Below are 20,040 nucleotides of genomic sequence, written 5' to 3' on the forward strand. Positions count from 1 at the left end.
ATTGTCCGCCCCGGGTCCATTTTCGACGGACGCATCGGGGACTGTCGGCTGGTCGATGTCCGCTTCTGCCACAAGCGCCGAACCGGGGCCGAGTCAGGAGCGGTTCGGTCGGTTGCCCCATGATTCAAGCTCCGTTGGCGACGAGCCGCTCCGCGATCGCTAACACCTCCGCACGCACCTGCGCATCCTTGATGCGCAGAAAGGCAGTGATGAGCCTCAATGCATCTTCAGTTGTGGTTCGGTCGTCGACATCTGCTAGCGGATCAGTAGGAACGTCGACATTCGTCGCGTCAGACATTGCTTGCTCTCCGATCTACCTGCGCAACGCTATCGAAGCCAAGCTCGATGTCTCGCCAACCTTCCAAGCACGGCGATGTTGCAGGCCTCTAGGAGCGTGACAGAGAACCCGCTGAACGGTCGCGGTTCGCCTCGCGATGCCGCCAACTGGGTGCCTTAAACGACTTCATCTTCCCAAACGTGCTTGCGGCAACTGTCGCACTGAAATAGCTGCACAGTCCGATTCGAGTGCGGGTCAAACAATTTAAGGACCCGGTAAGTGAGTACCCGGAGACATGAAGGGCACTTCGGAACGTCAGCCCAGGAGGCGTTCGTATCGTCTTTATCGGACATAGCCCGACCTCGCCGCTCGCATTAGGCGGGAGCGCAAAGGGCTCTCAGTCACCGATGTAAGCCCAGGTCGGGTCGGTGATAATCTGCTTATATCAGCAATGTCCGATTTCGAACATAAGGATTTTCATTCTAAATCCCGCGTTTTCAATCGGCGCTGTTGCTTAGGAGGAATCGCCTTCATCAAAGGTCGGGCGGATGCGTTCCACATCGATCTCTCCGCGAGCCATGTCTCCTGCCTACGGGTTTATTGAGACTATCAAGCAGCGTAGTCGCCTCGGAACCAACGAGGTCGGCCGAACAGCGCAGGCATCGCCAAGGAAGCGCTTTTCACCGCCGCTATTTGGCTCGCCCACTTTGCGACCACGTGCGGTATCCGGTGCAACCCTACCGATTGGTCGGATGACCCATCGACTTACCATGCCGGGGCTATTGCCGTTGACGCTTTGGTGCCAACCTCATGATTCGGCATGTCGTAAGAATTGACGCCCGCCACTTGGCGCTCTCTGGATTCGTACTGGCTTTCCCTTGTCAGGAGGTGCACACTCAGGTCACCACCGCACGGCCCCCGGCACTTATCGGTGATGAGGACGCGATCACGCGCTCCCGCCTCCTTCCTCTGGACAGGAGCTAGCGCCATGCATCTGCGACGAGGCACCAAACAAACCGCACCCCTTGAACATCGTCTCGCAGAAGAGGCCACTCGCCTCCGCGCAAAAGCTAAATCGCTTTCGCCAGGCATTCAGAGGGGACGCGCGATCCGCCAAGCCCGACAAGCTGATACCGCCATCCATACCGAGTGGCTGCGGTCACCGGGCGTGCGAATGCTGACATGATGGAACGTGCGCGCATTATCGTACGGAGGATGGGCGATTACCGAAGAACTGGACAAATAGGAGCGACAGCGCCAGCGTCCTGAGCCACTTTTGGAGCAGGCTCAACCCAAGCGCGACCGCACTATCAAAGAACAAAGTTAGGCGCCGCGACTCAGTCGAGGCGAGAGGCCGTTAACCGAGGCGGCTCCCTTGGTTCTCCGATCATTAGCATTTGGCCACTCTGAAAGCATAAGCCGATGCAGATACAATACAGAATTTTGACCCAACGTTGCGAAACCTCGTGCACGTTATGAGGTCCTTACCGCGAGGAGCGTGCTCTCGGAACGTAGACGTAATCCCCTCGCGGAAGTCGGCCCGACCGATCGGGCAGGATGCTGTCATGTTTCAATCTGGGTTCGCTCATCCCAACGAGCTGCTGTCCTCTTTGCCAACCGACCAACTCGCTCTGCTCATGCCCTACATGACGCCGGAATCCATCTCACGGGGTACGGTGCTGATCGAGGCGGGCGACGAAGTCGACTTTGTTTACTTCCCCCACAGCGGCATGGTCTCTTTACTCGATGTTCTCGCGGATGGCCGCGCCATTGAAACCGAAACTGTAGGACGGGAGGGCGCATTGGGCGTCATGGCGGGCTTGGGTTCGCCTATTTCGCTGGTGCGAGTAGTCGTCCAGATGCGTATTGAGACCGGCAAAATACCTGCCAGGCGCTTTCGGCAACTTGCGGGTAACAGCGAAGCTATTCAGGCGCTCTGTATCCATCAAAACGATGTTCTCTTGTCTAAAGCTAGGGTTACTGCCGCCTGTAACGCAGTGCACGAAGTCGAGGCGCGCTTCTGCCGTTGGATATTGCAAACCGTTGATCACGCTCGCGGCGATGTCGCGGAGCTGACGCATGAGTTTCTTGCCGAGATGCTCGGTGTACGTCGAACGTCGGTAACGGAAGTTGCCGGGAAGGTACAACGATCGGGAGCAATCGTTTATTCGCGAGGAACGATAAAAATACGGGATCGACAGGCACTCGAAGCGATGTCTTGCGATTGCTATACGCGGCAGAAAGAGCACGGTTTGATATTGGCGCGGTCTTACATCGCACGGCAAACGGCGCGCGTGGCGACCGGTGCGCGACCCTAACTTGCTCGCTGACCAATACTCGACAGCAACTGGCTCAACGTAACTTTTTGCTTAGTCATGGTCGGGCAGCTCGGCACCTTCAAAGCCGGACCGACCTGCGGGAGTGCGGGCCGCTTAATCGGGAAATCTCCGACGAGATAGTGATCACTTGATCGCACTTGTTGCATTCAAACGAACGAACGTTGAGCCCTTTCGGACCGGTTGTAATTCCAACCAGGCTGGCCAAATCTTGGCACTTCGGTCAGCGTGGATGATCGATGCGATTGGGATGCAGATCGGGGCTTTTAGGCATGTGCCAGTCCTGCGGTCAGGCGGGAGCACACACTCTCTGTCACCGAAAGGGGCCTAGTGAGGGGCGGTGATGCGGTCACTATAACTCAATGTCCGATTTCGAACATAAGAATTGTCTCGCCGTAATCGCTTTTTAAGCACCTCACTCCGCTGACAAACAGGTCGATCACCAAGCCTTGCCAGCTTGCCGGCTCCTCGGGGCCGCTTCTGGCCGTATGACGGCTACCGGACCGACAAGCGCGATGAATTTTTCAATAATGATTCCTCCCGCCGGAACGTGCCCTCGGAGCGTGACCACCCCCCAGCGGTAGGCGGCCTGTCCGATCAGGCGGGATGCCACCGTGCAGAAGAACAATGTCGGCCGATCGTTGGCCCCGACCAACGCGATACTATCCTCGTTCCCGCATGATCAATTCGAGCTGCTCTCGCCTTACATGACACGGGAGACATTCGAGCAAGGCGTCGTTCTGGTCGAGGCTGGCGATGAGATCGATTTTGTCTACTTTCCTTATAAAGGCGTGGTGTCCCTGCTGTCGGTTTTGAAGGACGGTCGTGCCGTTGAAATCGCGACAGTCGGACAAGACGGCGTCATCGGCGCGATGACAGGCCTCGGCTTTCTCACATCGTTTGTCCGTGTAGTCGTACAGCTCCCGCTTGAGGCAACCAAGATACCGGCGAACCGCTTTCGAAGGGCGACCACGCGCTCCGATGCCATGCGAGGTCTTTGTCTTCGCTACAACGAAGTTCTTTTCTCTCAAGCGCGGATTTCGGCCGCCTGTAACGCAGTGCATCTCATTGAAGCTCGATTTTGCCGTTGGCTTCTGCAAACGGCGAACCGCGCAGGCACGAAGACGGTCAATTTGACGCAAGAGCTCGTGGCTGAATTGATGGGAGTGCGCCGTACCTCCATCACCGAGGTCGCCACCAAGTTGCAAGCGGCCGGGGTCGTTCACTATTCTCGCGGGGTGATCAATATTCTGGACGCAACCGCATTGGAGAAATTGTCTTGCGAATGCTATTCCTTACAACGGGATCAGGCTGAAGCGTTGCGGTGAGCGCATGCCGCTGAAAGATGCGTTTGCAAATCCATGCGCGCCGGCCGACTTCACGCCGAAGCGATTGCTCAAATCGGCGAAATGATGATCGGAAAGTCTGCGTGCCGCTGCACTCGTCCGTCCTGGCGCCCCTGCGGACAGCCTAATCTCAATAACCGCTGCTGGCCCTTCAGCGACGTCGGCAGACGTCCGCTTTCCCGCCGTTGTTAGGGGTTGAGCGGTCGTAAGGCGGCCGGCTGCTTGATAAGTACACCGCCTAAGTCATTGATCGTTCGTGTGTCGGCTACTGTGCATGGGGTTGTTTTTTGCTTTTGTTTGACCAGTCCAGCGCGCGCACCATCTCCCCTGGCCTGCCACGGCCATGAATTCGTTTTGAAAGAATTCGGATATGCCGTATGTGTCGCGCATCCCGCTCTCCATCCGCAAGGCGATGGGGCAATAGTGCGCAACGCTCCCCGGGGGAAAGCGCGACATAAGCCGTCAAACCATCCGCGCAGGGAAGGGCGGTCGTTCCGGCGTCACTTGAAAAGAGTCGCGAGAATCGACGCAACTTGACGAGGAGGGAAGAGTTGCGTCCTCCGTCTGCCTACGCCGCTTGCGCCATCGCGGCTTGTGGCTTCGGCTGCCGCGACAGCGCCAGCACGATCAACGCGGCAAACACGCAGAGTGCGCCGGCGATGAAGAACGCGGGCAGGTAGCTCTGATAGACCGTCCGCGAGAAGCCTGCCCCGAAAGCCGCCGCGCCGGCGCCGAGCTGATGGCCGGCAAAAATCCAGCCAAACACCAGATTGGCGCGCTCGGGTCCGAATTTCTGCGCGGTGAGCCGCACTGTCGGCGGCACCGTCGCGATCCAGTCGAGACCGTAGAACATCGCGAAGATCGAGAGGCCATAGAACGAGAAATCGCTGAACGGCAGGAAGATCAGCGAGAGCCCGCGTAGCCCGTAGTACCAGAACAGCAGATAGCGGTTGTCGTAACGGTCCGACAGCCAGCCCGACATGATGGTGCCGAAGAAATCGAAGATGCCCATCGCCGCGAGCAGGCTCGCGGCCTGCACCTGCGGGATGCCGAAATCGAGGCACATCGGGATCAGGTGTACCTGGACGAGGCCGTTGGTCGAGGCGCCGCAGACGAAGAAGGTCGCGAACAGGATCCAGAACGCGGTCGACTTCGAGGCGTCGCGCAGCGTGCCGAGCGCCACGCCGGTGATCGAGCGGTGGCTGACGGGCGGTGCCGGCAGAGGTGTGGTGCCTTCGTCGCCGAACGGACGCTGGCCGACATCGCTCGGCCGATCGCGCATCGCGAGCAGCACGGCCAGCGCGGAGACGCCCAGCATGATGCAGACGAAGCCGAGCGCGAGCCGCCAGCCGTAGCGTTCGGTGAGGCTTGCCAACAGCGGCAGGAACACGAGCTGGCCGGTGGCGACGCTCGCGGTCATGATGCCGACGACGAGGCCGCGCCTTGCTGCGAACCAGCGCGTGGCGATGGTCGCACCCAGCACCAGGGCGGTCATGCCGGTGCCGATGCCGATCACCACGCCCCAGAGCGCGATGAGCTGCCAGACCTCGGTCATGCCGAGCGAGAGCACGAGTGCCGAGACGACGATCAGCTGTGCGGTCAGCGTGACGTTGCGCAGGCCATAGCGGTTGAGCAGGGCGGCCGCGAATGGCGCCATCAGCCCGAACAGGATGAAGCGGATCGACAGCGCGGAGGAAATCTCCGCCGTGCTCCAGCCGAACTCCTTTTGCAGGGGAACGATGAAGACGCCGGGCGCGCCGACCGTGCCGGCGCTGATCAGCGCGGCGAGGAAGGTCACGCCGACCATCACCCAGCCGTAATGGATGTTGCGGCGGGACAATGCTGCCGCGAGCCAGTTCGAGATCATTGGGCCTCAATCGTGTTGGCGAGCCCCACGGGACCCGCATCATCGTTGCAATCTGGCAGAAGAAAGGGGAGTCTAAAATGACAGACTTCCCTCAAATTCGGACATCAGTGATCAGCGGGCCGACCGCTCGACGGCGATGGCCGTGGCTTCACCGCCGCCGATGCACAGCGCGGCGATGCCGCGCTTGAGGTTCTGCGCCTCGAGCGCATGCAGCAGCGTCACGATCAGCCGTGCGCCGGTGGCGCCGATCGGGTGGCCGAGCGCACAAGCACCGCCATTGACGTTGAGCTTCTCGCGGGGAATGCCGAGATCGCGCTGCGCCGCCATCGCCACCACGGCGAAGGCCTCGTTGATCTCGAACAGGTCGACGTCGGACGCAGCCCAGCCGACCTTGTCGAGCAGCTTGCGGATCGCCGGGATCGGCGCCGTGGTGAACCATTGCGGCTCCTGGCTGTGCGTGGCGTGGCCCTTGATCTCGGCTAGAACGGGAAGGCCGCTCCGGTCGGCGAGCGAGCGCTTCGTCAGCACCAGCGCCGCCGCGCCGTCGGCATTGGCGGAAGAGGCTGCCGGCGTGATCGTGCCGTTGGCGCGGAACGCCAGCTTCAGGCCCGGGATCTTGGCCGGATCGACCTTCAGTGGATGCTCGTCATTGGCAACGATGCGGGGACCTGCCTTTTCGGCGAGCGTGATCGGCGCAATCTCGGCCTGGAACGCGCCGCCCTCGACCGCCTTGCGGGCGCGGCTGAGAGTCTCCATGGCGTAAGCGTCCTGGTCCTTGCGCGTGAACTGATAGGCCTCCGCCGTTGCTTCGCCGAAATCGCCCATGGAACGGCCGGACTCGTAGGCGTCCTCCAGCCCGTCCATCATCATGTGGTCGATGATGCGGTCATGGCCGACGCGATAGCCGCCGCGGGCCTTGGCCAGCAGGTACGGCGCATTGCTCATGCTCTCCATGCCGCCGGAGACGACGATCTGGGCCGAGCCGGCGCGGATGATGTCGTGCGCCAGCATGGTCGCCTTCATGCCGGAGCCGCACACCTTGTTGACGGTGGTGGCGCCGGTGGCATCGGGAAGACCCGCGGCACGTGCAGCCTGGCGTGCCGGCGCCTGGCCTTGGCCGGCCGGCAGCACGCAGCCCATGAAGACCTCGTCGATCTTGTCGGGCGAGAGTTTTGCGCGCTCCAGCGCTGCGCCGATCACGTGCGAGCCGAGCTTGTGCGCGGGGAGCGGCGACAATTCGCCCATGAAGCGGCCGAGCGGGCTGCGGGCGGCGGAGACGATGACGACGGGATCGGCAGCTTCGGTCATGATGGAACTCCCTGGCGATGGCGGGTAAGATTATGATCATCATATGATGCAGTGCAAAAAATGCAACCGCGGCGAGGATGAGAAATTGTCGTGGTGAGATGAGATTTATTGCGGCGGCTGCTGCTTCGTCGGTGTCCCGGACGCGGCGCGACGTGCAACGTCGCGGCGCAGAGCCGGGACATAGATTCGCGCCGACCTCATTGGTGCATGGGCCCCGGCACAGCAGCGCACCGCAAAGGGGCGCTGCGCTGCGTCCGGGGCAGGGAGGCCTACATCCTACCGCTTCCGGTTCACAAACGCGCCCATCAAGCGCGTCGGCTCGTCCGTCAGGAACGACTCGCCGAACACCTTCACGCTCAAATTGACGGACTCGGTGAGCGGCAGCTCCTCCCATTGCCGCAGCAGTGCCTTCTGCGAGCGCAGCGCCTCGGGGCCGCATTCCAGCAAAGCCTTCACCAGGTGCTCGATCTCCGCATCCAGCCCGCCCTCCGGCGCGACCTTGTCGACCAGTCCCCAGGCGAGCGCGGTCGGCGCATCGATGTTCTCCGCCGTCATGACCAGCCAGCGCGCGCGGGCCCAGCCGATCAGGCGCGGCAGCAGCGCCGCATGGATCACCGACGGAATGCCGACACGCACCTCGGGCATGCCGAAATGGGCATCATGCGCGGCGATGCGGAAGTCGCAGGCCGCGGCGACCTCGAGGCCGCCGCCGAGGCACCAGCCGGGCATCCGTGCGATCACGGGCGCCGGGAATTGGCGCACGGCCTCGCAGAGATCGCGCAGGCGGCTGATGAAGGCTTCGGCCGATGCCTGGTCGAGCTTGGCCATCTCCTTGATGTCGGCACCGCCGATCATGCTCTTCTCGCTCTGGCCGCGCAGCACCACGACGCGAATGCTGCGGTCGGGCGCGAGCTGCTGCAAGCCTTCGCGCACGGCATTGGTCACCGCTGAGCCGAGAATGTTGAGCGGGCCGGCGTTGCAGATCGCGACATGGACGACGCCGCGCGCATCGCGCGTCACGCCGCAATGGTGGTTGAGCATTTCCATCGTGGGATCTCGATTGGCTTTCGTGGGCGCGCAAGGCGCGCTGGTCGGAGATTACTTCCGGGCCGAAACGTCCTGCTTGTCAAGCGGGCAGGCGAGGTAGAGTTGCCAGCGCGAAGTCCGCGACATAGTATGACGTATATCATTCAAAGAGGCGGCCATGACCGACATCGAACAACTCGACCTGTTTTCGCCGGCACAGCGGCGTGAGCGCGTGGTGGACTGGCAGATGCCCGCCCCGGTCGCGAGAGCGGCCATGGGGTTGTCCGGCATGGATGCCATGCTGGGGATTCGCGACGGTCGGCTGCCGCCGCCGCCTTTCGCAAAACTGATCGGCTTCACCATGGCGGTGGTCGAGCCGGGCAGGATCGTCATGGAACTGGAGCCGCGCGAGGATCTCGAAAACACCATCGGCCTTCTCCACGGCGCGACCGCCGCGGCGCTGCTCGATACCGCGATGGGCTGTGCCATTTCGACCCGGCTCGCGGCCGGGCAGGGTTCGGTGACCTTGGAGTTGAAGCTGGCCTTCCTGCGTCCGCTCTCGGTCCGTTCCGGGCTGATTTCGGCCGAAGGTAAAGTGATCAAGCTGGGGCGGCAGACCAGCTACACCGAAGGCTTTGTCCGGGACGGCAAGGGCGCCCTTGCGGTGCACGCAACTGCAACGTTTTCGATGATCGGCGGCAACTTAACATGAATTAATGCACCTAATTCGTCATTTGCGTGTTATGAGATGACCTTCGACATCCAATGAGACCAGCATGCGCTATTCCCCGGAACACAAGCAGGAAACCCACGACCGCATCGTGAGGAAGGCCTCCACGCGGTTGCGCGAAAAGGGCGCCCACGGCATTGGCGTCGCCGACCTCATGAAGGAGGCCGGCCTGACCCATGGCGGCTTCTACGCGCATTTCGATTCCCGCGAGGCGCTGGTGATCGAGGCGTTCGGTTATGCGATGGACCGCTCGATGGAGCACTGGCGCCAGATCACCGACGAGGTCTCGCCGGACAAGCGGCTGGCGCTGGTCGCAGAGGCCTACCTCTCCACGCTGCATCGCGACAATCCCGGCCATGGCTGCTCGATTCCCGCTTTGGGCGCCGAGATTGCCCGCGAGAGCCCCAAGGCGCGCAAGGCGTTCGCCGGCAAGCTCGACGAGATGATCGAGCAACTGACGGACTACATCCCGAACATGCCGCGCAAGGCGGCGCGAAAGCAGGCGATCGCAACGCTGGCGACGATGGCCGGCACCATGCTGCTGGCCCGCATTGCGGGGTCAAGCGAGCTGTCGGACGAGGTGTTGAAAGCGGGCAGGGACAGTACGCTCGAGGGCGCGAAGCGCGAGCCGAAAGTGGCGGCGAAGAAGGCAAAGAACTAGGCGCGTTGCGCATCCTGCGAGACCGGTGCTACCGCCCCGCAAACAGCGCCCGCTCGCGCTCCACGATCTCACTGACGTAATCCGCCACCGCACGGATGCGCGCCAGATCCTTGCTGTCGGCGTGCATCAGCATCCAGAACGTCCGCGTGATCGCGATCTCATCGGGCAGCACTGGGACGAGCTGCGGGTAGTCGCTCGCCATGAAGTGCGGCAGCACGGCGATACCGAAACCTGAGAGCGTGGCATTGAGCTGGGCGATCAGATTAGCACTGCGAAAGCGCGCGGAGATCCGCGGCGACACCTGCGGCAGATAATCGAGCTCCGGCGTGAACAGCAGCTCCTCGATGTAACCGACGAAGCGATGCTGCGGCAGCACCTCGCGCGAGGTGATTTTCGGGAAGCGGTCGAGATAGGCGGGGGCCGCATAGAGGCCGAGGCGGTAGTCGAGCAGCTTGCGGCCGACGATGCGGCCTTCTTTCGGCATGGTCAGACTGATGGCGATATCGGCCTCGCGCTTGGAGAGACTGAACAGCCGCGCGGTGGCCACAAGTTGCAGGTCGAGATCGGGATACCGGTCGGCGAAGGGTGCCAGCCGCGGCGCCAGGAACGCGGTGCCGAAGCCATCGGGCGCGCCGATCCGCACCGTGCCGGTCAGCCGTGCCACCGAGCCGCCGACCTGCTCCTGGTTGGCGACGATGGTCGATTCCATGGCTTCCGCGCTGTCGGCGACGCGCTGGCCGGCCTCGGTGAGGAGGTAGCCGGTCTTGCGCCGGTCAAATAATTTCGCCGACAGGTGCTTTTCCAGCCGGTCGACACGACGGATCACCGTGGCATGGTCGACGCCGAGCTGTTTTGCCGCAGCCGAGACCGAGCCGCCCCGTACGATGGCCAGCACGAAGCGAAAGTCGTCCCAATCGATAGCGCCTTGATCCAGCATTTTCGCACATCTATGGTGCATTATCTCAGACTTGAATCCTATAAAATGCAGGTCAATAGGATTTGTCAAAGCGTTCAAGCTCGGACCTCAGGAGATCATTCCATGCGCTCAATCGGACATTTCATCGGTGGCAAGGAGGTCAAGGGCACCTCAAACCGCACCGCCGACGTCTTCGAGCCGATGACCGGCGACGTTCAGGCCAAGGTGGCGCTGGCGTCCAAGGCCGAGGTCCGCGCCGCCGTCGAGAACGCGCGCGCGGCGCAGCCCGAATGGGCCGCGACCAACCCGCAGCGCCGTGCCCGCGTCATGTCGAAATTCGTCGAGCTGGTGCAGCGCGACTACGACAAGCTCGCCGAGCTGCTGGCGCGCGAGCACGGCAAGACCGTGCCCGACGCCAAGGGCGACATCCAGCGTGGCCTCGAAGTCGCCGAGTTCGCCTGCGGCATCCCGCATCTGATGAAGGGCGAGTACACCGAAGGCGCAGGCCCTGGCATCGACATCTATTCGATGCGCCAGCCGCTCGGTGTCGTCGCCGGCATCACGCCGTTCAACTTCCCGGCGATGATTCCGATGTGGAAGTTCGCGCCCGCGATCGCCTGCGGCAACGCCTTCATCCTCAAGCCTTCGGAGCGCGATCCCGGCGTGCCGATGCTGCTCGCTGAACTCATGATCGAGGCGGGCCTGCCGGCCGGCATCCTCAACGTCGTCAACGGCGACAAGGAGGCGGTCGACGCCATCCTTGACGATCCCGATATCAAGGCCGTCGGCTTCGTCGGCTCGACGCCGATCGCGCAGTACATCTATGAGCGCGCGGCGCAAACCGGCAAACGCTGCCAGTGCTTCGGCGGCGCCAAGAACCACGCTATCATCATGCCCGACGCCGACATGGACCAGGCGGTCGACGCGCTGATCGGTGCCGGCTACGGCTCGGCCGGCGAGCGCTGCATGGCCGTCTCGGTTGCCGTGCCCGTCGGCAAGTCCACTGCCGACCGGCTGATGGAAAAGCTGATCCCGCGCGTCGAAAGTCTCAAGATCGGCACCTCGATCGATCCGTCGGCCGATTACGGCCCGCTGGTCACGCGCGAGGCGGTCGAGAAGGTCAAAGGCTATATCGACATCGGCATCAAGGAAGGCGCGACGCTCGCCGTCGACGGCCGCGGCTTCAAGATGCAGGGCTACGAGAAGGGCTTCTATCTCGGCGGTTCGCTGTTCGACAACGTCACCAAGGACATGCGGATCTACAAGGAAGAGATCTTTGGCCCCGTGCTCTCGGTCGTGCGCGCGCATGACTACAAGGAAGCGCTGGCGCTGCCGTCGGACCATGACTACGGCAACGGCGTTGCCATCTTCACCCGCGACGGCGATGCCGCGCGCGACTTCGCGGCCAAGGTCAATGTCGGCATGGTCGGCATCAACGTGCCGATCCCGGTGCCGATCGCTTATTACACCTTCGGCGGCTGGAAGAAGTCGGGCTTCGGCGATCTCAACCAGCACGGCCCGGACTCCATTCGCTTCTACACCAAGACCAAGACGGTAACGTCGCGCTGGCCGTCCGGCGTCAAGGAAGGCGCGGAGTTCTCGATCCCGCTGATGAAGTAATCCTTTCAGGAGCGAGGCCGGGGATGCAGTTCGCTCTGAACGAGGATCAGATCGCAATTCGCGACATGGCGCTGGCGTTTGCGGCGGAGAAAATCGCGCCGCACGCGCTGCGCTGGGACGAGGAAAAGCATTTCCCCGTCGAGGTCATGCGCGAGGCGGCAACGCTCGGCATGGGCGGCATCTACATTCGCGACGATGTCGGGGGATCCGCGATGACGCGGTTCGATGCGGCGCTGATCTTCGAGGCGCTGGCGACGGGCTGCCCGACCACGTCCGCCTTTATCTCCATCCACAACATGGCGTCCTGGATGATCGATGCCTATGGCAGCGACACCCAGCGCCATCAATGGCTGCCGAAGCTCTGCACCATGGAGCTGATCGCGAGCTACTGCCTGACTGAGCCGGGCGCCGGCTCCGACGCGGCAGCTCTGCGCACCCGCGCCGTGCGCGACGGCGATCATTACGTGCTCAACGGCCAGAAGCAGTTCATCTCCGGCGCCGGCGGTACCGATCTGCTGGTTGCGATGGTGCGCACCGGCGGGGAAGGTCCCGGCGGCATCTCGACCCTCGTGATCGACGGCAAGACGCCGGGCGTCTCCTTCGGCGCCAATGAGCGCAAGATGGGCTGGAACGCGCAGCCGACCCGGGCCGTGATGTTCGAGAACGCCCGCGTGCCCGTCGCCAACCGGCTGAGCGAGGAGGGCATCGGCTTCAAGATCGCGATGGCCGGCCTTGACGGCGGCCGCCTCAACATCACGGCGTGCTCCCTCGGCGGCGCGCAGACCGCGCTCGACAATGCGCGCGCCTACATGAAGGAGCGCAAGGCGTTCGGAAAGCGCCTCGACGAATTCCAGGCGCTGCAATTCCGCCTAGCCGACATGGCAATCGAGCTCGAGGCCGCGCGTACCTTCCTGTGGCGCGCCGCCGCGGCGCTCGACCGCAAGGACCCCGATGCCACCATGCTGTGCGCGATGGCAAAGCGCTTCGGCACCGACGTCGGCTTCGAGGTCGCCAACCACGCGCTGCAGCTTCACGGTGGCTATGGTTACCTCAGCGAGTACGGCATCGAGAAGATCGTGCGCGATCTTCGTGTGCACCAGATCCTCGAAGGCACCAACGAAATCATGCGGCTGATCGTGGCGCGCAAGCTGATCGAGGGCGCGCGATGAGCGGAGTGGAAGAGGGCGATCTCGTCGCCCGCGTCGAGGGTGCGGCCGGCATCATCAGGCTGAACCGTCCGAAGGCCATCAATGCCGTGACGCTGGAGATGTTTCGCGACGTCGACAAGGCGCTCGACCGCTTCGAGGCTGATCCCGCCGTTGCCGTGATCGTGCTGGAAGGTGCCGGCGAGCGCGGCCTCTGCGCGGGCGGCGACATCCGCACGCTCTGGGAAAGCTCGAAGGTCAATGGCGACCTCGGCAAGATCCTGTGGCGCGAGGAGTACATCCTCAACGCCCGGATCAAGAAGTTTCCGAAGCCGTATGTCGCCTTCATGGACGGCATCGTGATGGGCGGCGGCGTCGGCCTGTCGGCCCATGCCAGCCATCGCGTCGTCACGGATCGCACCAAGCTGGCGATGCCCGAAGTCGGTCTCGGCTTCTTCCCCGATGTCGGCGGCACCTATCTCTTGTCGCATTCGCCGGGCGAGATCGGCACCTATTTCGGACTAACCGGCCAGACCATGAACGGGCCGGACGCGATCCATGCGAAGTTCGCCGATTGGGTCGTGCCGGCTTCGAGATTGCCGGAGCTGCGCGAGGCGCTGACGAAAGTCCGCTCCGGTGCGACCGCTGCGGACGTCAGCAAGCTCATCGACGGCTTTGCGACCGGCGAGAGCACGGGGCCGGTGGCCGCAAAGGAGCCTGTTATCGATGCCTTGTTCGGCTTCGACCGCATGGAGGACATCTTTGCGGCGCTGAAGCGCGACGGCTCCGACTTTGCGCTGGCCACGCTGAAGACGCTGAGCGAGAAATCGCCGCGCGGCATGGTGGTGACGCTGAAGCTGTTGCGGCTCGCGCGCGCTTCATCGAGCCTGGAGGAGTGTCTGGTGCGCGAATACCGCGCTGCCCTGGAAGTCTTCCGCAGCGATGATTTTCGCGAGGGCGTGCGTGCGGCGGTGATCGACAAGGATCGCAATCCGACGTGGTCGCCGCGAGCAATCGAGGATGTGACGCCGCAGATGCTGGCGCCGTATCTTGCCGAGATCGGCGCGGATGAGCTGAAGTTTACTTAAAACGCGACAGCGGAGGAAACGACAATGGCCACGATCGCATTCATTGGTCTGGGCAACATGGGCGGCCCGATGGCGGCTAACCTCGTGAAGGCCGGCCATAAGGTGGTGGCGTTCGATCTCGTCGAGGCCTCGCGTGCTCAAGCCAAGGCCGACGGTGCGGGCATCGCCGACAGCGCGCCCGCCGCGGTGAAGGGCGCCGATGTCGTCGTCACCATGCTCCCCGCCGGCAAGCACGTGCTCGGCGTCTGGAACGAGGTCGTGCCCGCGATGGCCAAGGGCGCGCTGATCATCGACAGCTCCACCATCGACGTCGAGAGCGCGCGGGCCGCGCATGTGCTCGCTGCCAGGCACGGCGTGCTGTCGGTCGATGCGCCGGTCTCCGGCGGCACCGGCGGCGCCAAGGGCGCGACGCTCACCTTCATGTGCGGAGGCGAGGACAAGGCATTCGCCGCGGCCAAGCCGGTGCTGGAAAACATGGGCAAGAAGATCGTGCATTGCGGCGGGGCCGGTGCAGGGCAGGCGGCCAAAATCTGCAACAACATGATCCTCGGCATTTCCATGATCGCGGTCAGCGAGGCCTTTGCGTTGGCTGAGAAGCTCGGGCTCTCGCATCAGGCGCTGTTCGACGTCGCATCGACTTCCTCAGGCCAGTGCTGGTCGCTGACGACCTATTGCCCGGTGCCCGGCCCGGTGCCGACCTCGCCCGCGAACAACGACTACAAGCCGGGCTTTGCCTCGGCGCTGATGGTGAAGGATCTGACGCTGGCGCAGGACGCCGCCAAGGCCGCGGGTGCCGCCACGCCGCTCGGCAAGCACGCGCAGGAGATCTATCAGTCTTTCGACGCAACCGGCCAGGGTGGGGTGGATTTTTCTGGAATTATCAAGCACGTTCGCAGCCTCGCTGGAAAATAGCGAAGCTTCGTAGCCCGGATGGAGCGAAGCGAAATCCGGGACAATTCCCTCGACTGGCGCGACCGGCCCCGGATTGCGCTTCGCTCCATCCGGGCTACGCTCGAACGCTCATTCGACGGGCCCGGATCATGACGACATTTTTGGACGCACGCGCGTTTCTGCTGGACCACCGCACGGATTACGAGGCCGCGGTCAAGGGCTTCCGCTGGCCGGATCCGGTTCCCTTCAACTGGGCGCTCGACTGGTTCGACGCCGAGCTGGCGGCGAATGCGGAGAGCAGGGACCGCCCCGCGCTCTGGATCGTCGATGCCGCGCAGGACAAGCAGACCAAGCTGTCGTTTGCGGCGCTTTCCAAGCGCTCGAACCAGGTCGCGAACTTCCTCCGTGCGCAGGGCCTGAAACGTGGCGATCATCTCCTGTTGCTGCTCGGCAACGTGGTTCCGCTGTGGGAGACGATGCTGGCGGCGATGAAGCTCGGCGTCGTCGTGATTCCCGCAACGACGCTGCTCACCGCGGACGAGCTGCGCGATCGTCTCGATCGCGGCAAGGCGAGGGCCGTGGTGGCCGCCGAGGATCAGGTCGCGAAATTCGCAGGCCTTGGCGCGGAGAACATCGTTCGCATCATGGTCGGCGGCGCCTCCGACGGATGGCTCGCTTACGACGAAGCCGCGAAGGCCTCCGAAAGTTTTGCGGCGAACGGCCCCACCAACGCCGACGACCCGATGCTGCTCTATTTCACCTCGGGCACGACGGCAAAACCAAAGCTCGTCCGGCACAGCCAGCGCAGCTATCCCGTCGGGCATCTGTCGACCATGTACTGGATCGGGCTGAAGCCCGGTGACGTCCATCTCAACATTTCCTCGCCCGGCTGGGCCAAGCATGCCTGGAGCTGCTTCTTTGCGCCGTGGAACGCGGGCGCCACCGTGTTCGTGGTCAACCAGCCGCGCTTCGACGCGAAAGGCCTGCTCGCCACCATCGGCCGCTGCGGCGTCACCACGCTATGCGCGCCGCCGACGGTGTGGCGCTTGTTCATTCAGGAGAACCTTGCCTCGTTCAAGGTCGCGCTTCGCGAGGTCTGCGGCGCCGGCGAGCCGCTTAACCCGGAAGTGATCGACCAGGTGCGGGCGGCCTGGGGTCTCACCATCCGCGACGGATATGGCCAGACCGAAACCACTGCGCTGGCCGGCAACTCGCCGGGGCAAAAGATCAAGGTCGGCTCGATGGGCCGGCCGCTGCCGGGTTATCGCGTGCAGATCAGCGATGCCGACGGCCAGCCTGCCAGAGAAGGCGAGGTCGCGCTGGTGCTCGGCGCTGACCGTCCCGCCGGCCTGATGCAGGGTTACCAGGGCGACGATGGCCAACTGTCGGGCGCCGAGGGTGAGCTCTACCGCAGCGGCGACGTCGTGTTCGAGGACGACGAGGGCTATCTCACCTTCGTCGGCCGTTCGGACGACGTCTTCAAATCGTCGGACTATCGCATCAGCCCGTTCGAGCTCGAGAGCGTGCTGCTGGAGCACGAGCTCGTTGCGGAAGCCGCTGTCGTGCCGAGCCCCGATCCGATCCGCCTTGCCGTCCCCAAGGCGTTCGTGCTGCTGACCTCCGGCGCAGACCGGACGTCGGAGACGGCGCTCTCGATCTTCCGGCATCTGCACACGCGGCTTGCCCCGTTCAAACGCATTCGCCGCCTCGAAATCGTCACCGAGCTGCCAAAGACGATCTCTGGAAAAATCCGCCGGGTGCAGCTACGACGGCTCGAACGCGACGACGATCGCGAGGATCCCCTGCGTGGCCGGGAATTCCGCGAGGAGGATTTTCCGGAGTTGTCGAAAACACGGAGTGAGAGCTAAGTGAACCAAATCTGGAAGTCGCCGCCGATCACGCTCGAGGCCTATCAGGCCCTGGTCGGCAAAGAGATCGGCGTGTCGTCGTGGCATCTGATCGGCCAGCCCCGCATCGACACCTATGCCGACGTGACCGAGGATCACCAGTTCATCCACGTCGATCCCGAGCGCGCCAAGAAGGAAACGGCGTTCGGCACCACCATCGCGCACGGCTTCCTGACGATGTCGATGTTGTCGGTGATGTCCTATGAAGTGATGCCGGCGATTGCGGGCACCACGATGGGCGTCAATTACGGCTTCGACAAGCTGCGCTTCATCTCGCCGGTGCGTTCGGGCAAGCGCATCCGCGGCCGCTTCGTCCTGGCCGAGGCCAAGCTGCGCAAGCCGAACGAGCTGCAGTCCCGCACCAATGTCACGGTCGAGATCGAAGGTGAGGACAAGCCGGCGCTGGTCGCGGACTGGCTGGGGTTGATCTATTTCGCGTAGGGCGGCACGTCGTTGCCGGGCTTGACCCGGCAACCCATCGCTGCTCAAAAGCTGGCCAAATCTGCGCTCGGTGCACCCTCTCCCCTTGTGGGAGAGGGTGGCGAAATCGAGCGGAGCGAGATGAAGCCGGGTGAGGGGTATCTCTCCACACGCTCATCTGCCGAGAAAGACCCCTCATCCGGCGCGCCTTGCGCGCCACCTTCTCCCACAAGGGGAGAAGGAAGAAAGGAAGCACAATGGCAATCAGGTTCGACGGACGCGTCGCCATCGTCACCGGCGCGGGCAATGGTCTCGGCAAGGCGCATGCGCTTGGGCTGGCCAGCCGCGGCGCCAAGGTCGTGGTCAACGATTTCGGCGGCGCGCGCGATGGCACTGGCGGCTCGCTGTCACCGGCGGAGGCCGTGGTCGAGGAGATCCGCAAGGCCGGCGGCACCGCGATGGCCGACGGCGCCGACGTCTCGAATTTCGAGCAGGTCACCGCCATGGTCGAGCGCGCCACCAAGGAATGGGGCAGCGTCGACCTTTTGTGCGCCAATGCCGGCATCTTGCGCGACAAGTCGTTCGGCAAGATGGAAGCGGCCGATTTCCAGAAAGTGCTGGACGTGCATCTCGTCGGCACCTTCTATTGCTGCAAGGCGGCCTGGGCCGGCATGCGCGACCGCAGCTACGGCCGCATCGTGCTGACGACCTCGTCCTCCGGACTCTACGGCAATTTCGGCCAGGCCAATTACGGCGCGGCGAAATCCGGCATGGTCGGCCTGATGAACGTGCTCGCCGAGGAAGGCCGCAAGAACGACATCCGCGTCAACATCATCTCGCCGACGGCGGCAACCCGCATGACCGAAGAGCTGCTGCCGCCGCAGGCGCTGCAACTGATGAAGCCGAACGCGATCACGCCGGCGGTCGAGTACATGCTCAGCGAGGACGCGCCGACCCGCACCATCATGGGCGCCGGCGCCGGCTCGTTCGCCGTGATCAAGATCATGGAGAGCGAAGGCATCAACTTGCCGGAATCCGATTGGACCCCGGACGCGGTCGCCGCGCATTTCGCGGAGATCAGCGACATGTCGAAGGCCAAGGCGCTCACGGGCGCATTCGAGCAGACGCAGAAATATGTGGCGCAGGCCGCGGCACGGGCGGGGATCAAGCTCTGAGTTGTCATTCCGGGTTCGCGCCAAGTGGCGCGCCCCGGAATGACGAGCTAGGCGCGAGAATCTGCCTTAAACTCCAGCCATGACCTCAACCGACTCCCGCATCGCAATCATCGGCGCCGGCCCTGCCGGCTTGATGGCGGCGGAAGTGCTGGCGCAGGGCGGCGCCCGCGTCACCGTGTACGACGCGATGCCGTCGGCGGGTCGGAAATTCCTGATGGCGGGCCGGGGCGGGCTCAATCTCACCCACAGCGAGCCACTGCCGCAGTTCATGGCGCGCTATCGCGAGGCAGCGCCGAAGCTGCAAGCCGCGATCGAGGCGTTTTCGCCCGAGGCGTTGCGGGCGTGGAGCGAAGCCTTGGGCGAGCCGACCTTTGTCGGCACCAGCGGCCGGGTGTTTCCAAAAGCGTTCAAGGCCTCCCCCCTGTTGCGCGCCTGGCTGCGGAGACTTGCAGCGAGCGGCGTATCGTTTGCGTTCCGTCATCGCTGGACGGGCTGGGACGGCGAGGGGCGTCTGCTGTTTCGAACGCCGGATGGTGAGGCGGCTGTCGTTGCCGACGCCACGGTCCTCGCGCTCGGCGGCGCGAGCTGGCCGCGGCTCGGCTCGGATGGCGGCTGGGTCGAGCTCCTTGGTGCCAAGGGCGTCGCCATCTCAAAGCTGCGGCCCGCCAATTCCGGCTTCACGGTGGCCTGGTCAGATGTGTTCCGCGATCGTTTCGAGGGACAGCCGCTCAAGGGCGTGGCGTTGACAGTCGGTGCGCATACGGTGCGCGGAGAAGCCACGATCACGCGCAGCGGTATCGAGGGCGGCGCCATCTATGCGCTGTCGGCGGAGCTGCGCGAGGCGGTGCTTGGGCTGGGGCAGGCAACGCTGATGATCGCGTTGCGGCCCGACCTCGACACGGCTGCGCTGACGACGCGACTCTCAGGCGTGCGCGGCAAGCAATCGCTGGCGAACTTCCTGCGCAAGGCGGCGCAAGTGCCGCCTGTCGGCATCGGCCTGATGCAGGAGGCCGCCATCGCCTCGGGGCGGCCGCTGGCCGCGTTCTCGCCGGCCGAGCTTGCAGATCTGATCAATGCCATTCCGGTTCAGCTCACTGGCGTCGCACCGATCGAGCGTGCGATCTCGACCGCGGGCGGGATCACGTTCGAAGAACTCGACGACCACTTCATGCTGCGCAAATTGCCGGGCGTGTTCACCGCCGGCGAGATGCTGGACTGGGAGGCGCCAACCGGCGGCTATCTGCTGCAGGCCTCGTTTGCGACCGGGGCTGCGGCGGGCAGGGGTGTATTGGGTTGGCTCAGCCAATTATCGCCGTGACCTTCCCGG

Annotated in this window: 17 protein-coding genes; 12 read left to right on the forward strand and 5 right to left on the reverse strand. The window is 63.7% G+C overall.

From position 1 onward, the window contains the following. Positions 1 to 124: 124 nt before the first annotated feature. A complete protein-coding gene (locus ML401_RS13985) occupies positions 125 to 298 on the reverse strand; it encodes a hypothetical protein (RefSeq protein WP_211418079.1) in 174 nt (57 codons plus the stop codon). A 1,544-nt stretch (positions 299 to 1,842) separates the two neighbouring features. Between ML401_RS13985 and ML401_RS13990 the strand changes: the two genes are divergently transcribed. After that, complete coding sequence (locus tag ML401_RS13990; protein WP_212068399.1) at positions 1,843 to 2,595, forward strand: Crp/Fnr family transcriptional regulator; 753 nt, start codon at positions 1,843 to 1,845, stop codon at positions 2,593 to 2,595. Positions 2,596 to 3,227: 632 nt separating this feature from the next. After that, on the forward strand, positions 3,228 to 3,941 hold the full coding sequence (locus tag ML401_RS13995; RefSeq protein WP_211418077.1) for a Crp/Fnr family transcriptional regulator: 714 nt from the start codon (positions 3,228 to 3,230) through the stop codon (positions 3,939 to 3,941). 586 nt (positions 3,942 to 4,527) lie between these two features. On the opposite strand, the gene ML401_RS14000 is transcribed toward ML401_RS13995, so the two are convergent. The 3 genes from ML401_RS14000 to ML401_RS14010 all read right to left on the reverse strand — a co-directional run bounded on the left by ML401_RS14000 (position 4,528) and on the right by ML401_RS14010 (position 8,181). After that, complete coding sequence (locus ML401_RS14000; protein ID WP_285812256.1) at positions 4,528 to 5,826, reverse strand: MFS transporter; 1,299 nt, start codon at positions 5,824 to 5,826, stop codon at positions 4,528 to 4,530. 111 nt (positions 5,827 to 5,937) lie between these two features. After that, positions 5,938 to 7,134: an acetyl-CoA C-acyltransferase gene (locus tag ML401_RS14005; RefSeq protein WP_285812257.1), complete on the reverse strand. Its 1,197-nt coding sequence runs from the start codon at positions 7,132 to 7,134 to the stop codon at positions 5,938 to 5,940. 276 nt (positions 7,135 to 7,410) lie between these two features. Beyond that, positions 7,411 to 8,181, reverse strand: a complete 771-nt coding sequence (locus ML401_RS14010) for an enoyl-CoA hydratase (RefSeq protein ID WP_194407589.1) — start codon at positions 8,179 to 8,181, stop codon at positions 7,411 to 7,413. Between the two features lie 157 nt (positions 8,182 to 8,338). Here ML401_RS14010 and ML401_RS14015 point away from each other — a divergent pair, with 157 nt between their 5' ends. Both ML401_RS14015 and ML401_RS14020 read left to right on the forward strand, forming a co-directional pair. After that, positions 8,339 to 8,872, forward strand: coding sequence for a PaaI family thioesterase (locus tag ML401_RS14015; RefSeq protein ID WP_211418073.1), 534 nt, complete (start codon positions 8,339 to 8,341; stop codon positions 8,870 to 8,872). A gap of 64 nt (positions 8,873 to 8,936) precedes the next feature. After that, on the forward strand, positions 8,937 to 9,551 hold the full coding sequence (locus ML401_RS14020) for a TetR/AcrR family transcriptional regulator (RefSeq protein ID WP_194407591.1): 615 nt from the start codon (positions 8,937 to 8,939) through the stop codon (positions 9,549 to 9,551). A gap of 28 nt (positions 9,552 to 9,579) precedes the next feature. Here the strand turns inward: ML401_RS14020 and ML401_RS14025 are convergent, their stop codons facing one another. Next, positions 9,580 to 10,488, reverse strand: coding sequence for a LysR family transcriptional regulator (locus tag ML401_RS14025; RefSeq protein WP_194407592.1), 909 nt, complete (start codon positions 10,486 to 10,488; stop codon positions 9,580 to 9,582). A gap of 102 nt (positions 10,489 to 10,590) precedes the next feature. On the opposite strand from ML401_RS14025, the gene ML401_RS14030 reads away from it, so the two are divergent. From ML401_RS14030 to ML401_RS14065, 8 genes are all read left to right on the forward strand, one after another. Further along, a complete protein-coding gene (locus tag ML401_RS14030) occupies positions 10,591 to 12,087 on the forward strand; it encodes a CoA-acylating methylmalonate-semialdehyde dehydrogenase (RefSeq protein WP_194407593.1) in 1,497 nt (498 codons plus the stop codon). Between the two features lie 23 nt (positions 12,088 to 12,110). Further along, positions 12,111 to 13,256, forward strand: coding sequence for an isobutyryl-CoA dehydrogenase (locus tag ML401_RS14035; RefSeq protein WP_285812258.1), 1,146 nt, complete (start codon positions 12,111 to 12,113; stop codon positions 13,254 to 13,256). Then, on the forward strand, positions 13,253 to 14,320 hold the full coding sequence (locus ML401_RS14040; protein ID WP_285812259.1) for an enoyl-CoA hydratase/isomerase family protein: 1,068 nt from the start codon (positions 13,253 to 13,255) through the stop codon (positions 14,318 to 14,320). Before ML401_RS14035 ends, ML401_RS14040 begins: the two co-directional genes overlap by 4 nt. A 24-nt stretch (positions 14,321 to 14,344) precedes the next feature. Continuing rightward, on the forward strand, positions 14,345 to 15,232 hold the full coding sequence (gene mmsB / locus ML401_RS14045; RefSeq protein WP_285812260.1) for a 3-hydroxyisobutyrate dehydrogenase: 888 nt from the start codon (positions 14,345 to 14,347) through the stop codon (positions 15,230 to 15,232). Between the two features lie 128 nt (positions 15,233 to 15,360). Then, entirely contained in the window at positions 15,361 to 17,079 is a 1,719-nt protein-coding gene (locus ML401_RS14050) for an AMP-binding protein (RefSeq protein WP_285812261.1), read from the forward strand. Next, positions 17,080 to 17,559 carry a MaoC family dehydratase gene (locus tag ML401_RS14055; protein ID WP_285812262.1) on the forward strand — a complete coding sequence of 160 codons (480 nt, stop codon included), beginning with the start codon at positions 17,080 to 17,082 and terminating at the stop codon, positions 17,557 to 17,559. Between the two features lie 236 nt (positions 17,560 to 17,795). Beyond that, the gene (locus ML401_RS14060; RefSeq protein WP_285812263.1) at positions 17,796 to 18,713 is read left to right on the forward strand and encodes an SDR family NAD(P)-dependent oxidoreductase; all 918 of its coding nucleotides are present in this window, start codon (positions 17,796 to 17,798) and stop codon (positions 18,711 to 18,713) included. Positions 18,714 to 18,846: 133 nt separating this feature from the next. Beyond that, complete coding sequence (locus ML401_RS14065; RefSeq protein ID WP_259214894.1) at positions 18,847 to 20,031, forward strand: TIGR03862 family flavoprotein; 1,185 nt, start codon at positions 18,847 to 18,849, stop codon at positions 20,029 to 20,031. Positions 20,032 to 20,040: the final 9 nt, after the last annotated feature.

The organism is Bradyrhizobium sp. 62B, from assembly GCF_030272265.2.
In the GTDB taxonomy this organism is placed as follows: domain Bacteria; phylum Pseudomonadota; class Alphaproteobacteria; order Rhizobiales; family Xanthobacteraceae; genus Bradyrhizobium.

Bases quoted from the DNA above. Each gene is read 5' to 3' on its own strand.
- ML401_RS13985 (WP_211418079.1), bottom strand. From the start codon at position 298: ATGTCTGACGCGACGAATGTCGACGTTCCTACTGATCCGCTAGCAGAT.
- ML401_RS13990 (WP_212068399.1), top strand. From the start codon at position 1,843: ATGTTTCAATCTGGGTTCGCTCATCCCAACGAGCTGCTGTCCTCTTTG.
- ML401_RS14000 (WP_285812256.1), bottom strand. From the start codon at position 5,826: ATGATCTCGAACTGGCTCGCGGCAGCATTGTCCCGCCGCAACATCCAT.
- ML401_RS14005 (WP_285812257.1), bottom strand. From the start codon at position 7,134: ATGACCGAAGCTGCCGATCCCGTCGTCATCGTCTCCGCCGCCCGCAGC.
- ML401_RS14010 (WP_194407589.1), bottom strand. From the start codon at position 8,181: ATGGAAATGCTCAACCACCATTGCGGCGTGACGCGCGATGCGCGCGGC.
- ML401_RS14015 (WP_211418073.1), top strand. From the start codon at position 8,339: ATGACCGACATCGAACAACTCGACCTGTTTTCGCCGGCACAGCGGCGT.
- ML401_RS14020 (WP_194407591.1), top strand. From the start codon at position 8,937: ATGCGCTATTCCCCGGAACACAAGCAGGAAACCCACGACCGCATCGTG.
- ML401_RS14025 (WP_194407592.1), bottom strand. From the start codon at position 10,488: ATGCTGGATCAAGGCGCTATCGATTGGGACGACTTTCGCTTCGTGCTG.
- ML401_RS14030 (WP_194407593.1), top strand. From the start codon at position 10,591: ATGCGCTCAATCGGACATTTCATCGGTGGCAAGGAGGTCAAGGGCACC.
- ML401_RS14035 (WP_285812258.1), top strand. From the start codon at position 12,111: ATGCAGTTCGCTCTGAACGAGGATCAGATCGCAATTCGCGACATGGCG.
- ML401_RS14040 (WP_285812259.1), top strand. From the start codon at position 13,253: ATGAGCGGAGTGGAAGAGGGCGATCTCGTCGCCCGCGTCGAGGGTGCG.
- mmsB (WP_285812260.1), top strand. From the start codon at position 14,345: ATGGCCACGATCGCATTCATTGGTCTGGGCAACATGGGCGGCCCGATG.
- ML401_RS14050 (WP_285812261.1), top strand. From the start codon at position 15,361: ATGACGACATTTTTGGACGCACGCGCGTTTCTGCTGGACCACCGCACG.
- ML401_RS14060 (WP_285812263.1), top strand. From the start codon at position 17,796: ATGGCAATCAGGTTCGACGGACGCGTCGCCATCGTCACCGGCGCGGGC.
- ML401_RS14065 (WP_259214894.1), top strand. From the start codon at position 18,847: ATGGCGGCGGAAGTGCTGGCGCAGGGCGGCGCCCGCGTCACCGTGTAC.